Source organism: Xenorhabdus griffiniae (genome assembly GCF_001028135.1).
GTDB lineage: Bacteria > Pseudomonadota > Gammaproteobacteria > Enterobacterales > Enterobacteriaceae > Xenorhabdus > Xenorhabdus bakwenae.
Genome location: NZ_LDNM01000126.1, coordinates 1 through 16346, shown reverse-complemented (window position 1 = coordinate 16346; position 16346 = coordinate 1). Strand labels below are relative to the sequence as shown.

9 protein-coding genes and 1 pseudogene are annotated in these 16346 nt (G+C 36.7%); 2 read left to right on the top strand and 8 right to left on the bottom strand.

What is annotated here, in order from left to right:
* Nucleotides 1-21 precede the first annotated feature (21 nt).
* The 7 genes from infC to AAY47_RS20145 form a co-directional block, all read right to left on the bottom strand.
* Nucleotides 22-561, bottom strand: a complete 540-nt coding sequence (infC, locus tag AAY47_RS21040) for a translation initiation factor IF-3 (protein WP_072059829.1) — start codon at nt 559-561, stop codon at nt 22-24.
* A 3-nt stretch (nt 562-564) separates the two neighbouring features.
* Nucleotides 565-2493: a threonine--tRNA ligase gene (gene thrS / locus AAY47_RS18375; protein WP_047771719.1), complete on the bottom strand. Its 1929-nt coding sequence runs from the start codon at nt 2491-2493 to the stop codon at nt 565-567.
* 346 nt (nt 2494-2839) lie between these two features.
* Nucleotides 2840-4465 (bottom strand): hypothetical protein, encoded by a 1626-nt coding sequence (locus tag AAY47_RS18370; protein WP_047771718.1) that lies wholly within the window; start codon nt 4463-4465, stop codon nt 2840-2842.
* Nucleotides 4466-4536: 71 nt separating this feature from the next.
* Nucleotides 4537-5799 (bottom strand): hypothetical protein, encoded by a 1263-nt coding sequence (locus tag AAY47_RS18365; protein WP_047771717.1) that lies wholly within the window; start codon nt 5797-5799, stop codon nt 4537-4539.
* A gap of 57 nt (nt 5800-5856) precedes the next feature.
* A complete protein-coding gene (locus AAY47_RS18360; protein WP_047771716.1) occupies nt 5857-7563 on the bottom strand; it encodes a hypothetical protein in 1707 nt (568 codons plus the stop codon).
* 120 nt (nt 7564-7683) lie between these two features.
* Nucleotides 7684-9441 carry a hypothetical protein gene (locus AAY47_RS18355; RefSeq protein ID WP_047771715.1) on the bottom strand — a complete coding sequence of 586 codons (1758 nt, stop codon included), beginning with the start codon at nt 9439-9441 and terminating at the stop codon, nt 7684-7686.
* 468 nt (nt 9442-9909) lie between these two features.
* Entirely contained in the window at nt 9910-14451 is a 4542-nt protein-coding gene (locus AAY47_RS20145) for an inverse autotransporter beta domain-containing protein (RefSeq protein ID WP_053014347.1), read from the bottom strand.
* A gap of 277 nt (nt 14452-14728) precedes the next feature.
* On the opposite strand from AAY47_RS20145, the gene AAY47_RS23370 reads away from it, so the two are divergent.
* The gene (locus tag AAY47_RS23370; protein ID WP_152669841.1) at nt 14729-14857 is read left to right on the top strand and encodes an IS1 family transposase; all 129 of its coding nucleotides are present in this window, start codon (nt 14729-14731) and stop codon (nt 14855-14857) included.
* Nucleotides 14814-14978: pseudogene (locus AAY47_RS18345) on the top strand (IS1 family transposase); the annotation flags it as partial. The gene AAY47_RS23370 and the pseudogene AAY47_RS18345, both read left to right, overlap by 44 nt.
* A gap of 108 nt (nt 14979-15086) precedes the next feature.
* Here AAY47_RS18345 and AAY47_RS18340 read toward each other — a convergent pair.
* Entirely contained in the window at nt 15087-16106 is a 1020-nt protein-coding gene (locus AAY47_RS18340) for a hypothetical protein (RefSeq protein WP_047771714.1), read from the bottom strand.
* Between the last annotated feature and the right edge of the window lie 240 nt (nt 16107-16346).

Here is a 16346-nt window from a genome sequence, read left to right as displayed (position 1 = left end):
GTCCATTACTTGTTTGCCTGACTATTTCTTCTTAGGAGCGAGCACCATGATCATCTGGCGGCCTTCAACCTTCGTTGGGAAGGATTCGACCACAGCCAGTTCATTCAGATCGTCACGGATACGGTTAAGCATCTCAATACCAATCTGTTGGTGCGCCATTTCACGCCCACGGAAACGCAGGGTGATTTTGGCTTTATCGCCATCTTCCAGAAAACGAATCAGGTTGCGTAGTTTGACCTGATAGTCGCCTTCATCTGTACCAGGACGGAATTTAATTTCCTTGACCTGAATAACTTTTTGTTTCTTTTTCTGTTCTTTGACTGACTTACTCTTTTCATAGAGGAACTTGCCGTAATCCATAATACGACAAACCGGCGGTTCGGCATTTGGGCTGATTTCAACTAAATCAACACCAGCTTCCTCAGCTTTTTCGAGAGCTTCCCTCAGACTGACAATACCAATCTGTTCGCCATCTAATCCAGTTAAACGAACTTCAGACGCGCGAATCTCTTCATTAATGCGATTTGGGCGCGCCGGTTGAATTCTTTTTCCGCCTTTAATACCTTATACCTCCAATTGGTGAAGATTACGACTGCGTATTTCTGTCAGCAGTTTTTCTGTAAACTCACTGATTTCAATGCTACCTAAATCTTTGCCGCGGCGAGTACGAACGGATGCTTTTCCTGATTCGACTTCTTTGTCACCACAAACAAACATGTAAGGCACACGACGCAGAGTGTGTTCACGGATTTTAAAACCAATCTTCTCGTTTCTCAAGTCTGCTTTTGCACGAATGCCTGCATCTTGAAGTTTTTTAACCAATTCCTGTACATAATCTGACTGGCCATCAGTAATATTCATAACGACGACCTGCTGAGGTGCCAACCATGTTGGGAAAAACCCAGCATACTCTTCTGTCAGGATACCAATAAACCGTTCCAGTGATCCCAGAACCGCACGGTGAATCATCACAGGAACCTTGCGTTCATTATTTTCACCTACATATGACGCACTCAGGCGTGCTGGCAGTGAAAAATCGAGTTGCACAGTACCACATTGCCACGCACGATCCAAACAATCATAGAGAGTAAATTCAATTTTAGGGCCATAAAATGCCCCTTCACCCGGCTGGTATTCAAATTCAATACCATTTTGGATTAATGCTTCAGCAAGATCCGCTTCTGCTTCATCCCACTGTTTTTCCGTACCAATCCGTTTTTCCGGGCGTGTTGATAATTTAACAACAATCTTCTCAAAGCCAAATGTGCCGTACACATCATAAATCATTTTGATACAGCTACTGACTTCTTGAAGGATCTGATCTTCAGTACAGAAAATATGCGCATCATCTTGCGTAAAACCGCGTACACGCATCAAACCATGTAAAGCGCCAGAGGGTTCGTTACGATGACAGCTACCAAATTCAGCCATCCGCAACGGCAAGTCACGATAAGATTTCAACCCTTGGTTGAAAATCTGAACATGGCCTGGGCAATTCATCGGTTTTACGCAATATTCGCGGTTTTCCGATGAAGTAGTGAACATGTTTTCTTTATAATTTTCCCAGTGCCCGGTTTTTTCCCACAGGACCCGATCCATCATGAATGGGCCTTTTACTTCCTGATATTGGTAATCTTTAAGCTTTGAACGGACGAAAGTTTCTAATTCACGGAAAATTGTCCAGCCATCATTATGCCAAAATGCCATGCCTGGTGCTTCTTCCTGCATATGATACAGGTCAAGCTGCTTACCAATTTTACGGTGATCGCGTTTTGCTGCTTCTTCCAAACGCTGTAAATAGGCATTAAGCTGTTTCTTATCAGCCCATGCAGTACCATAAATACGCTGCAACATTTTGTTGTCACTGTTACCGCGCCAGTACGCTCCTGCAACTTTTTGCAGTTTAAAGTGATGGCAAAAACGCATGTTAGGAACATGCGGCCCACGGCACATATCAACGTATTCTTCATGGTGATACAGACCAGGACGATCATCACGACTAATATTTTCGTCCAAAATCTGGATTTTATACTCTTCACTGCGAGCTGCAAATGTGTCACGCGCTTCTTGCCAGCCAACTCTTTTTTTGATGACATCGTAATCTTTTACGGCAAGTTCCAGCATACGTTTTTCAAGCAGCTCGATATCTTCCTGTGTCAAAGCGCGATCTAAATCGACGTCATAGTAGAAACCATTATCAATAACAGGACCGATAGCCATTTTCGTATCAGGCCACAACTGCTTAATTGCATGGCCCAACAAATGTGCGCATGAATGACGGATAATTTCCAAACCTTCTTCATTCTTGCTGGTGATAATGGCAAGATTGGCATCGGTCTCAATTAATTCACACGCATCAACCAATTCACCATTAACACGGCCAGCAATACACGCTTTTGCCAAACCAGCACCGATATCACGAGCCACATCCATTACGGAAACAGCATGCTCAAATTGACGTTGACTACCGTCAGGAAGAGTAATTACAGGCATTTAACATCCTTAATATACAGTGGTGACCCACACGAAAGATCACTTGCATTATATCAAATTCATATTAATTAGTACGTTAGAAACAAATCCTTGCTTCACTCCGCAAGATGTGTACAGATTTAAGGTCACATTTTCAAAATGTATCCGGTACATTTGCCTAACTCGGCCGATATACTAGCACACAGAGTAGGTGTTAAAATAGCTCTGTGAGAATATATTTAAACGATTTCCATGCACGTACATAACTTAACGGAAATGTAAAATGACAATAATAGGTAAAATGGCTGTTTCTATATATTGTATCAAATATTACTAACATAGAGACAGCCTAATATAATTGTCGGTATTAATCACTTGTCATGATTTCATTTCTCCAATAATTACTATGTATCTTTTCATGAGTAACTGGATCAATGATATAATATTCAAAGTAAATCTTTCCTGCCCCTCCAGTCACATATCCCTTCACATCATTAAGCTCTGGTGAATCAATTTTAATGATGACCGTCGACAATTTCCCTCCTGGTTTATCTGGAGCATGAGGAGCAACAACTGGAAATATCTTATTAAAATTCTGATTTGCTGAACTAATATACATTCTTAAATATATTTTTTCACCCCAAAGAGGATAATAGGAATCATTTTCATCATTAGTACACAAAAATTTTACATATAATTGACACCCACTGACAGCATAATTAGATACATCTCTTTGAGTAATATTCTCATGGTTTGGTTTTTCTTCATCGTCAGAATGTTCAAGTTTAGGATCTTGCTTTATATCAGCAAAACTTGAGAAAACCATAGGCATATTATATGTTCTTTTCACACTATCATTAGGTGAAGTTAGCTCATCACCTATATATGTAACACCTCGAACATATGAATACATACTATTGCCAAACTCGGGTGCTATTATATAATAAAGCATCGAGTCTTTTCCTGATGGGAAAATATCTCTTCTCATTAAGAATGTATAATTATAATTTGCTGAATCCATATTCCCTAAAACATCGGAAATTTTTTTTACCGGAAATATTAATCCTTCTGGATCAAAAGAATCATCTTCCTTTTTTTTATTGAAAAATAAAACATTATCTGTCTTGGATACATTAGGATAGGAATCAATCTCTGCTTCGAAACGTTGACGTCCATCACTTTCTAATGACCCCCCTTCCAGTTCAGGAATATCTGGTGGATTAAGTGAGTTATCATCATTGGGTGGAACAACAGAAATCATATATATGTCACCAGAATGATATTCAGCAACGCCTTCGATTTGACTGATTAAACCCATAATAGCAGGCGTATTCATGACTGGATAGACACGGAATTTTATTCTTCCATTTTCATCACTGGTAATAATGAGTTGAGTTTTTCCTTCATAATTCTTTGGTTTGATAATTTGGTGTTTTTGACCTACCCCATCAGGTTCAGAAGTAATTATGATGTTTCTTTCTATATCCTCATTAATTTCAGAGTAAATATTGACGGGAGTGTGTTTAAGTAATTGACCATTAGTATCGAATAGTGTTGTATCATAACTGATATAATGATCTTTATTATCATCTATATCGTTGCTATTTGGTGTTGCACAAATGCTTTTATTTTTCTTCAATTGGATTGAACTGTTAACCAAATCCCTTGCATAATATGTCATTACCTTATCAACACCTGTGAGTGTAAAATGTATTTCTTCTCCCACGGTTATTGAACCGTTTCCTTTAACAGTGCATGAAATCACCATATTATATGATTTGCTATCCTGTTCAATATTAATTGGTTTGATTATTTTTACACTTTCAAAACCTTTAAAATCCTTCACTCCTATATTAAGTGATTGAGAAATTTTTCCTTTGGGTATTTCTATATCAAGGTAAAATTTTTGACCAATAATAACATCAGCCCCATTTTTAACAGATAAATTTAAATCATCATCTGACAAGATCAGATCTTTATCACTTTCCAACATATTTCACCCCTTTTATAATTCCTTAATAAAGTAAGTCTATAAAAATCATTAATCCATCTAAAATAATGAAGTTAACTTATATCAATCCAGGTTTTACCGTCAGGGCAATCATCCCCGGCAACTTCTCCTCCCGGCCGTACTGTATAAACATTGGCTCGCCAGATCTTGCCATAAGAAATATCTCCATAATAATTAACTTGAAAATCAAGATAAATATCCCCATTTTCTATATGGCTAACATTGCTAAAAGGAATACCAAACAGTAATGGTACTGTATTGCCATTATTATCTGGTTGAGTTGGCATTGCCCTTACTTTAGATTGGTAAATGGTATTGGGATAATTATTAATATATAAGTTTAATGTAACCTCAGCACCAAGTGGAACTTTAGTCTTATCTTTATAATCACTCGTTCCGACCATCTTAACGAATAATGCTTCATGGTATGGATTATTGCATTTATTATCTATATCTTTTTCATGAATTGAATCACGGACAATATTTTTGTCATCATTATAACCATAACTATTATAAACTATACAACTATCATATATTCTTGTTAAATCATCAATTGGTTGATTATATCCTCCTCCAGGATATGTTATGCCTTGTGGATATGAAGATCGTGCTGACCCAAAGTTGTCTACAACAGTATAAGAAAAATCAGCAATCTCATTCACCTTAAATATATTATAAGGGAATGTCATATAACTATCATTGCCTAATTCATCCACCTTTTGAACAAGAAATGATTTTTTCACATATTGCTTGTTAATAAAAAATAGTATTGTGTCATCTCTCTTGGCGTCAGGATAATTTGGGATTAAAACGTTAAAGGTATTCAAGTTAGGGTCTACCTGTAAGCTGCCATTATCTTCGCCTATACCAAGTGGAGAAAGATTCAAGTCTTCTTTATTGTTATCTATAATATACACTTTATTTTTTGAAGACATACGATCTGTTACACCCACCATCATAGAATAAACTTGAAATATTACTGATGTTGATTTTTTAGGGTAAATATAAAAGACCAAATTTCCATTTTTATCGGAAGTAATAGAAAAGTATTTCTGATCAGAAGAAAATTTTTTAATTTTGACAGGTTTTTCTTTATCGGAATGATAAATACCAACCAACTCAAAATAAGCATTATCTTTTTCAAGAATATCAACAGAAACATTTGGTAATGGCTTTCCTTCTTTATCTCTGATTAATGCAACCGCCTTAATACAATCACCATGAGGTGGAGCATTATCATAGTCTAGCACTTGGAAAAATTCTTTTTCAAAATATATTGATATAGATTCTTCATCTATTAATAAATTATTTTTCATATCATCCCCTTATTTTAATATTTTTATCTTGTCAAGATATAATAATTGACAGATATTTTATAAAGGATCACATCCATCATTATTATCATTAGCCTGATTTGGTAAGACGGTATTAATTTTGGTAGTCCATTTTTTGCTATATGTTTTAGAACCATCACTATTTTCGATATAATAATCAAAAGAGAGTGTCCCTAACCCTTTGGAGAATGAAGGTCCAGCTCGGTTAATGTCACAGTATGGGATATTAACTACAGCATGGTCTGTTTGTTTTCCCGAATCAACAGTAGGTAGTAACGAGAACTGATAACTTTTATGCGTATTTCTGGATGTTGGTGTTTTAATATAGACATTCAAATATCCCTTGCTACCAAGTTGTGGTAGATTTTTATTATTTTGATCATTAGTTCCCATAATCACCACATATAGCCCTGTCACCCCCTTAGCGCTTTGACCAGATTTTTTATTACGATTTATCATGCTCAAGATGATACCATGCCATTCAAAAGTTTCATTTTCTTCACTATACACATCAATAGGAGGTGTTGCGTGGCTGGTATATACTTTGACTTTATCGTAGACCTCTTCGTTGGAAGGGGAATTTTGTTCACCAATATATGTGAACATTTCTGTCATAGAATAACTGTACTCTTGATTTTCAGGGGCAACCAAATAATAAAGTTTCATTGGTTTATTAAGTGGTAACTGGTCATATGTAAAGTAAAAAGGGATTGTATCTAGACTGGTTATGTTATCAATCCTATATATAGGCTTAAGTTGAATTGGTTTGTCATTTTGATTAAATCCTTGCATAAAAAATATTAAAGAATCTGTATCCTTACCATCAGGATAAGAAGCTACATGTACCTCTATGCCTTTAGCGCCTGGTATTTTTTCAACCTTTCCATTTTGTATTCCTGATATTCTAGGGGCATTTGGACCAAATGATGAACTACGTATAGCATTAAAAACATATATAGATGCTGCATAATTAACAGGAGTCACATTCAATATTTGAGTATCAAAATCAATTCTGACCGAAGTATCCCGTACTGGATAAACGCGAAATTTTATATTTCCATGAATATCACTATTAACAGCAAAAAAATCAAAACTACTCTGACTGTGTGTCATGATTTTTTGTGACAGTTCCCCATTTTTTGGTTCTGTACCTATATGCACAGGTGTCTTGCTTTTATCATGAGAAAAAATTTTATCTGGATGCTCAGATGATACCAAAACTTGTGTATTCCTTAATGGATTATTATTACAATCTAATAATTTTCCTGAATATGTAACATATGAACTCCCAGTACCAACAGGGTTATCTTCTGTTGGTGGTTCAATATATTCATTATTAGTAGTTAATGCAATAAGGCTTGTCGGATCCACTCTCTTAGTTGTATACTCTATTTCCAATGGTTTAATTCCATTAATATAACCAGTACTTGACATTGCATGGACTGTATATTTAATTAATGTATCTGATGACAGGTTATTGTTTATATTTAATAAAATTACAGCACTGCCAAAATTTTTATTTTCTGATACCATCCAATTATTCTTATTCTCTACAGTCAGATAACTTTTGTCAGCCTCGATTGAAATGCTATCAATACTAGAAATCAAATTTGAATCAGCAGTAAGTGATACGGTTAAGTAACAGGTTTGTCCAATAATAACATCAGCTCCGTTTGGTATAGATGCGCAAAGTTCACCAAATGCACATGAATTATCTATTAATTCTATATTATTTATTATACTCATTATTATCTACCTTGATATTTTAAATAAAGATAATATCTACATCATCTATATGAATGGATAATGTAGATATCTCTGTTAAATTAATGTTTTTGATCAGTATATATTGAGATAGTTTACTTTTTAATTGCCCTTATCGTCGCAGGGACAACCATCATCATTTATATCAAAACCCGTATTTGCCGTGCCTATTGTAGCTTTCCATTCTTTGCTTTTCGTTGTTGCTCCTTCGTATTTGATTGAGTAGACAAACGACAGTTTTGCCAGCATACCGTCTTCCCACCCCTGAGCACGAGTTAAATCACAATATGGAATCTTCACAACTTGATAGTAATTAGTATTATCTGTCAGTGTGATTGGTGGATAAGATTTATTCTCCTGTCTTGTGGCAGAATTGATATTAATCGTTAAAGTACAAATAGAGTTTAACATAGGAAGTCCCTTCGCATACTCAGTCATATCTTTAGCTATTTTTATCACGACATACAAACCAACTGGATCAGTTTTTGTTATAGTACTATTTTCTTTTACATATTGATTTATCGTATCTAGAGTGACCAGACGATTGTCATACATACGATCATTATCATGTTTATTTTTGAGATCAAACGGTGATGGTGAATAACTGGAGTATACCTCAACGGATGTATAAACCCCATCATCACCATTGTTATCATCACCACCGGATAGCTCACCAACATACATAAAGTTTGATGACATGGAATAAAGAGAATCCTTACTAGCAGGAGCTATCAGGTAATAAAGCTGCATAGGCTTATCAAATGGTAGTTGGTCATATGTAAAATTAAAAGGATTTCCATCCAGACTGTCTATATTATCAAGTTTATATATAGGTTTCAGTTGAATTGCTTCATCGTTTGATTCATACCCTTGCATAAAAAATATCAAAGCATCCGTCTTTTGATGTCCAATATACGGAGAAATTCCGACCTGCATACCTTTAGAGCCTGGAATTTTTTGAAGTTTTCCAAGTTGATCTACATTATATATATTTGGTGATATTGGGCCAAGTGGATCATCACTCGTATTCGTGTTACTAAAGATATATACAGATGCAGCATAACTCAAAGTAGTTGCACCTAATATTCCTGTTTTAAAATCAATCCTGCCAGCTATATTTTTTTGGGGATATACACTAAATTTTATATTACCACCATCATCACTATTAATAACAAAATAGTCTATTCCATTGCCTCTACTAGTTGATATTGGTTCAGGTGTAGGGTTACTACTATCTGGCACTGTTCCTATATTAACAAGAGTCTGATCCGGATTGTCAGAATATATTTGATTCGATAATGAAGATACGACTATAACTTGGGTGTTTTTAAGGATCTTTTTTTTATTATCAATAAGTAAACCAGAGTATATAATATATTCCTTTCCTGTTCCTACCGGGTTATCCTCTGTCGGAGGTTGAATATATTCATTATCAGTATTTAATACAATAACAGTATCACGATCAACTCTCTTTACATTATATGTGAATTTCTGCGGTGTGTAATTCGATACTGCTTGAGTCTTTTTCTCGTCAGCCCAAAGATTAACAGTATAAATAATCTCCTTATGCTGTAGTTCATTTAGTTTTTTATCAACCGTCAAACGGATCATTGTATTTCCATCACTACCTCCTGACTCCCATTGTTCTTCTGTCTTCCATGTAACTAAACCAGCTATACTTGGATCAAGTTCAATTGTTACATGTTTAATATTTCTTATTTTGTTTAGCACTCCTGATACAATTATTTTTATATGGCTAGTTTGCCCCACAATAATATCAGACTGATCAGGTATTGTTGCAGTAACAGAGTAATCCTTCTGAGGGGTAACTTTTACCATAAAGTCTTCTTCAATTTTCATTTTGATACCTCATTAATTAAAATTATTATATTGAGTTATTATTTCAACAAAACACTAAGACAACTGACAATATCAACTAAAATTAGTTTAATTGAGTAATTTTAATTAAGCGTATTGTTTTATGCTTAACAAGCGAATAATAACCGCAAACAGATTAAGCAATCAGTCAAAATTTAGATAATGAAAAATAGTTATCAGCTGATAATCAAATTATATTGACCAAGGAAATATTTAAATTAAAATTCTTTTCTTCATGGAATTATTTAATGCCAATACAAAAAGAGGAATTACATTTTAAACAATGCAAAACAAAAAAAGACAATTAAAAAGAAGATAACCGAGCAGCAACTGCACATTGCGGCCACATATATTTACAGGGCATCGAAGATACTGTTATCTGAAAATATCCCAGCATTAATATGGAAAATATTTTTAGAATATAACAAAAAACCCTACATCTTTACGTTATTAATGGAAATAACTATCAACACAAAGCACATAACCCTGGAGATCATTACTATCAATCACCTGTTTGTTTTCTTTGGTATTATAGATAAAATTTCCGCTATAGTTCTGATTGTTATTCGAATATCGCCCAAAGATGTTTGGAGTCACCGGAGGTGGTGATGTAACATCATCAAGAAGCCCCCAAGAATAGCTGTCTGCAAATTCATTTTGCAAGGAGTAACTGTCAGTTCCTTTGATACCTATATCAATTTCATTAATATTACGCAAAGTTGGTATATCTGGATCCTGACATGAAATCTCCTCCTGCTCACTATCCTGTTTCATAACTCCTGGGTGCCTAGTGCTAGGCTGTATGTATTTTTTAATAAAAAAAGAATAGTTATAAGCATATTTAGCCTTATTGGTTCTTTTAATCGTTATAGACGTATCCACCTTAACCTTATTGATAGTGCCCAGAGATATCTCTCCTGTAGTCAGATCTATAGGCCCAACGTTATTAATACCACCACCAAAGCCTTCGGTAGAAATTATTTCTCCTCCTTTATCCAGAATCTTTTTCTTTATCGACAAGTCATACAATTGTGCGTACATATTTCCAAATGTATTACTAGGTCTGCGTTGATCTTCAAATATTTTACTCTTCTTAATTGTTACATTATCAACTTCTTTGGTATAGACAGCAACTCCCGCGGGTTGCGATACTACATCAAAAGCAACTTGTTGATTTTCCGGACTAGACGTCGTTTTCCCCCTTCCTGCCGGTACTTCTAATTTTACAGTCAGGCCGTCAGTAACTTTCCCATTATTAATATCACCAATACCCACCTGACTGCTTAGGTTAGCCGTAATTTGACCATTTTTGACTATATTATCAGGTTCAATTTTCCATTCAGCCTGACCGTTATAGGTTTCAGGTTCAGGATCCAGAATCCATTTAGCATCTACCTGATATCCATTGGGTAGTGCTGTACCATCAGCCTTAACCACTTTCGCCGTATAGGTATAATATCCACCACTCCCCCCCTCTATGGGATGGCTAGGGTCAAACGCAACATCAAGGCTGACTATCTTTAAATTTTCCGCTTCAAAATCCACAGGCTCAGCACATTGTTCTGTTTCAGAGATCTCAACAGACTTTTCATCAACAACGACAAGACACACGATGGCACCTGCTACTACCGGATTTTTCTCGCTGCTCAGCAGTTGAACTTTCAATGTACCATCAGCTTGAGTAGTCACTTCCCCTGTCTCTGATAGCCAGGTATTTTGCGGAACACCACCTGCCTGTGATTTTAACTGCCACTTAAATTTAATCTCTTGCTCTGTATAAGGTGTTGTGCCATCAATATCAACTACATGGGCAGTATAGTGATAAGCGTGTTGCCCATCCGCAGGAACTGTGTTGGTTTTTTCGGCAACAGAGGGTTTCTGAATGGTTGGCCATTTGAATTCCACATCCACTGACTTCGCTGTTTCAACGCCTTCGGCAGCAGCCTCTACCGTCACTGTTTGAGCCTGCGTACTGGTCAATGTTGTGGAAGCACTCCCATCACCCTGAGTGGTACTGATTGTTGGATTCAGTGTTACCCCTGCCTGATTGGGGTTTTTTAGGATCCAGTGAACTTGCTTATTAGGCTCCGCATTGTTACCCGTCGCATCCTTGACGTTAACGGTCAGGGTATAATTTTTACCCACCAATATTGGGCTTTGTGGTGTCGGTGTTATTGACACCTGTTCCGGTTTAAAATCTACTCCCTGCTTTGCCAGAATCGAAGGGTGTTTTCCCACCGTGAGTGAAACGACCACCCCATTGACTGCCTTGGTACTGGTTAAGGTTGCCGTTAATTGTCCTTTGTCATCGGTTGTCTTATCTGATTGATCCAGCTTGAGTTCAGACATGTTGGCGGGATGCTCTATCTTCCACGTCGCATTCGAAATGTTTTTCTTGACAATGGGGTTACCATCAATACCTATGATTGTCGCCATATAGGTATATTTTTGGTGACTATCTGCCGTGACTGTCCCTGACGGACTGATCCAAATATCCCCTTTAACCTTATAATATTGGCTATCCTCAGTAAAGGTTACCGGAGGTTGTGCAGAAACAGGCTGTTGGTCTTCAATGGACAGTGAAACCGTGACATCCTTGATTTCCACTGTACTGGCTAACGTTGCCGTTAATTGCCCCTCCCCGTTCGTTGTATCCCCACTATGATTAAAAATAAGATTCTTATTATGACTTTCATCCTGACCATTGCGCATAATGCTCCACTTCACATTGGTGATTTTTTGGTTCTTCACTTTATTCCCCTGGCTATCAATGATGACAGCCGTATAGGTATAGGACTTTTTGCCGTTCGCAATCAAAGAGCCAGTTTGGTCTACACTCACAATACTGCTATCAATATGATATTTCGATGTATCTGCAGTAAAAGAGACGGGTTTTTCTGCTGCCACAGGTTTGTGGTTACCAATAGCGAGCGAAACCGTGATATTTTTTATTTCCACTGAACTGGCCAGGGTTGCCGTTAATTTCCCTTCCCCATCCGTTGTGACTTCACCATTTGATGGATTCCAGATAAGCCCATTCTGGTTCTTGTCCTTACTCCAATTCACATTGGCGATTTTCTGGTTTATCACCGGATTGTTATCACTATCTAATACCACAGCGCTGTAGGTGTATGTCTGGGAACCATTAGCTATCTGTAACGGTACTGGCGGTGAAACCTCAACTTTATTGATGTGGAAACTGGCTGGATTTTCATCAAAGCTGACCTCGCCCACTAACAGTGGCGGCTGGCTATTCAGTTGCAGGTACACTTTGACATCTTTATGTGGCCGAGTACTCACTAAGATCGGTTTTCGTTTGAAATGCCCATTTTCATCAAGTGCCACAGAGTCCGATGTTTCCCAGTCAATCCATTGCAACCCCGTATCCGGCCCGGTTTTAGGATCGGTTTTCCACTGAACGTGGTTAATCGTGGCATTTTTTATCGGTGCGCCATTGACGGTATCAAAGGTAATCACAGGGTTAAACGTATAACCATCTTTTTTATCCCCCGTCGCAGGCAATGGCCCCGCGGGGGTAAAGTAAGCCCCTTCCTGTTTTTTCAGCATAAAGGGCCTGACAATCACGCGCATCGCAACCGGCGCTGATTTTAAATCATCGTCCAATTCAGCCAGGGTATAGATAGGATAATTGTTATTTTGGTTATCGCCGGATAAATAGGTTGGCAGGGTGATTTTTATGGTGTGACCGACGCGGGAAGAGAGTTTTCCCCCGTTTTTTTCAAAATCCGGGTTCGTTGTCCAATGAATCTGCTTAACAAAGGCATCAGAAGATAATTTGACGGTAATCTCGTGCTGCTCCTGACTGTATCCGATAATCGTTTCCGGTAACGACAATTGGGCAATCGGCTTTTTCTGGTGCTCAAGCACAATATGATTATTTCTTTCTACCAGGTCATAACGGCTACCCGCTAATTTTCTCGCCGCCGCCACATTTTCTGACAATAACTGCACACTCAAGGGAACTCCCAGCTTATAGTTAAAATTCGCCAAAAACTGCGTTTCGCTGTGCCCACTTCCCCCTTGTTTATAATCTACCCCCAAAGTAAATAACGGAAATGGCGTGTAAGTCAGCCCTAATTTAGCCAAGTTAAGGTTTTTCTGTTTCATGTCACGATTGAATAAAGTCACGTTATCGCCAAAATACTGCTCATAGGTCAGTTTGGCTCCCAGATTGGGGTATACAGGTAAGAAAAACTCGCCATTAACGTCATAACCGTTGGCAGGACGTTCATAATAACCGACAAAATTCCGTGAATTCTGCCAATCAGTTAAACGATAATAGGTATTAGCGGAAAGTTTAATGTAATCGCCCCAAATTTCTCCACCCAACCCAAGACGCTGATTTTTGCCTGTCAGGTCGTAATCATAAAAGGTATTCAGGCCGTACATCCAGTTCTGATAAAAATAACGCCCGCCTAACCCAACATTCAGGGTATCCCGGCTATCTTTGTTGCGATAACCCAATTGGGAAAAGAACAACCAATCCGCTTTATTATCATAAAACGGCAGTAACAGATCGAACGAATTGTTTTTTAGCGTTCCCTTTTTATCCAGTCCAAAATTAATTCTGACAGTACCAAACTGTGATAACCATTTTTGTGTGCTGGAAGATATCGTGTTATTAAACTGCCCTATCGCGTAGGATTTGGCTTGCTCTGCCAGTTCTGAAGGTGAAGATGACAGGATATTGCCTGCCATCTGGATGTTTTTAGCAATGACACTTGGAGTATTAAAATCAGCGGAGTGATCGTTATTTTTAACTCTATTTTTTTTATGAATGTTTAAATTCAATTTTTCTTTACTTAATTCATTAAGTTGAACATTTATATTATCCTTGTCATCTGCTTTTTGCGTGTATATTTTTTCAGATTTTAGATGATTATCTGCAAAGGAGTTCGTTATCGTATAGGGTATCACTAATGTACAAAGAAAAAGGAAGAAGATAATGCCCTTACCAATATATGATAACATATACAAACACCTTATAAATTTTGATATTAACTCAGCTTTATAGTTATGCCCATACTTACCCATGAAATAACTCAATCCCACTTCTAATATGATATTAGTTGCATATTTTGTTTTTGCGTTATTAAAAATAGTTATCATGTGATAACTATTTTTAATAACGCAATCACTTGAAATAACGATGGTTTTGATTAAACATTAAACATCATCTTTAACTATTTGGGTCACGTATTCAACCCGTTGATATTAGTATATAATTCCCCTTTTCCGGAGGAATTAAATGGCGACGGTTGAAGTAAAATGTCGATTTTGTCAACAAACCGAATTCGTCAAAAAATACGGTAAAGCCGATGCTGGCCACCAACATTCAGCTCATCGGGAAAAATTTCACGCAACGTATCGAACGTGAAAATCTGACACTTCGTAACAGGATTAAACGATTGAACCGTAAAACACTCGGCTACTCAAAATCCCCTGAGATGCATGACAAAGTCATCGGGCCTTTTATTAAAAGGGAATACTACAGTTAAATCAATCAACGGATTGAATATGTGACCTAGAAATAAGAAAAAAACCTCGTTAATTTAAACGAGGTTTGTTAGAGATCAAAATGATTCTTTATATTTTATATGAATACATTATAAAACTCGTCTTAATATATGAGAGAAATTATCTCTGTTTCCATATATATCACCTACAGCGTAATCAATTAGAACCAGTTTTCCGCTATTTTCTTGTACCCAATCAGAAGGGATATCTATTGCTATCCGTTCTATATTGTCAAGTACTTGATAGTTAGTTTGCCACATTGTCTGACCTACCAACCGGATGTTTACTGTTTGATTTGATCTCATACCAGGATAACGTATTATAACTTGAATAGAATCATCATTATATTCAAGGTTAGGTGCAGGTAAATTAAGTGCTTGCCCTTCAATTTCAAGCTGTAAATCTCCTGAGTACTCAACAGCATCACTACCAGATGTTCTTGTTACTGAAAAATACAACGTAGCAGTATCGCCAATAGTGTCAATAAACTCCATACGAGGAATATAGAATGTCATCGGTATGACTTCAGTTACTATTTGAGTTTCTGGTTCATATGTAATATCACTACGACGTCCTTTCCATAAGATCTTAACAGCATGTCCAGGAGCCATTCCCTCATAAACCGGCACAATGACTTCCAACTTATCTAGCCGATAATAGTCATCTTTTGTCAGCAGGGTTCCTTGTTTACCTGTGGCTTCTGGTACACTGGGAATATAGTCAGATAATTTAGATGAATCAAAGGATATAAATTTAATGTTTACCGTTGGTGATTCACGTTCATTGCCATGACTTATTACTTTATACTTAGCTTGATAGGTGCCAAATTTAGAAAATTCATCCACAGTAAATAGTAATGTATATGGGGATGTATGTAATTTATCTGGTGCAACAGTGTATGGTCTACTTTTTATAACCACGCTATTATCATCACTTAAATAAAGATATCCCTCTATTTCATCGCCAGTCTTAGCATCATCATATCTTGGCACTTCCATTAATATATATTCAGTACCCATTATACTCAGATCGTGTATGTTAATAGTATCGGTTCCATGTGCCTGCGGAAATGTTGGCGGAGAGAGCGTTATACTATCTAAACTTTCCATGAATTACTCCTTAATTGCGTGTTTTTTATATATAACTTTAGGATATAATCACTTAATTTCTTCGTTTATTGTCAATAATATTCATCGAGATGATTATTTTAATTTCTCATCTAAATATTAATGTGAAATATTAATCCCTTAAAATAAAATCTCCGTTGATTTTATATCATTTCCATTTATAGTTATATTATGTGTTTATTTCTGTCTGTTAATTTTACAGATGAACAACCTGATCTTCTA

What these genes read in the sequence shown, in the direction of transcription:
- thrS (WP_047771719.1), bottom strand. Translation starts at nt 2,493, where the DNA reads ATGCCTGTAATTACTCTTCCTGACGGTAGTCAACGTCAATTTGAGCAT.
- AAY47_RS20145 (WP_053014347.1), bottom strand. Translation starts at nt 14,451, where the DNA reads ATGTTATCATATATTGGTAAGGGCATTATCTTCTTCCTTTTTCTTTGT.
- AAY47_RS18370 (WP_047771718.1), bottom strand. Translation starts at nt 4,465, where the DNA reads ATGTTGGAAAGTGATAAAGATCTGATCTTGTCAGATGATGATTTAAAT.
- AAY47_RS18340 (WP_047771714.1), bottom strand. Translation starts at nt 16,106, where the DNA reads ATGGAAAGTTTAGATAGTATAACGCTCTCTCCGCCAACATTTCCGCAG.
- AAY47_RS18355 (WP_047771715.1), bottom strand. Translation starts at nt 9,441, where the DNA reads ATGAAAATTGAAGAAGACTTTATGGTAAAAGTTACCCCTCAGAAGGAT.
- AAY47_RS18360 (WP_047771716.1), bottom strand. Translation starts at nt 7,563, where the DNA reads ATGAGTATAATAAATAATATAGAATTAATAGATAATTCATGTGCATTT.
- AAY47_RS18365 (WP_047771717.1), bottom strand. Translation starts at nt 5,799, where the DNA reads ATGAAAAATAATTTATTAATAGATGAAGAATCTATATCAATATATTTT.
- AAY47_RS23370 (WP_152669841.1), top strand. Translation starts at nt 14,729, where the DNA reads ATGGCGACGGTTGAAGTAAAATGTCGATTTTGTCAACAAACCGAATTC.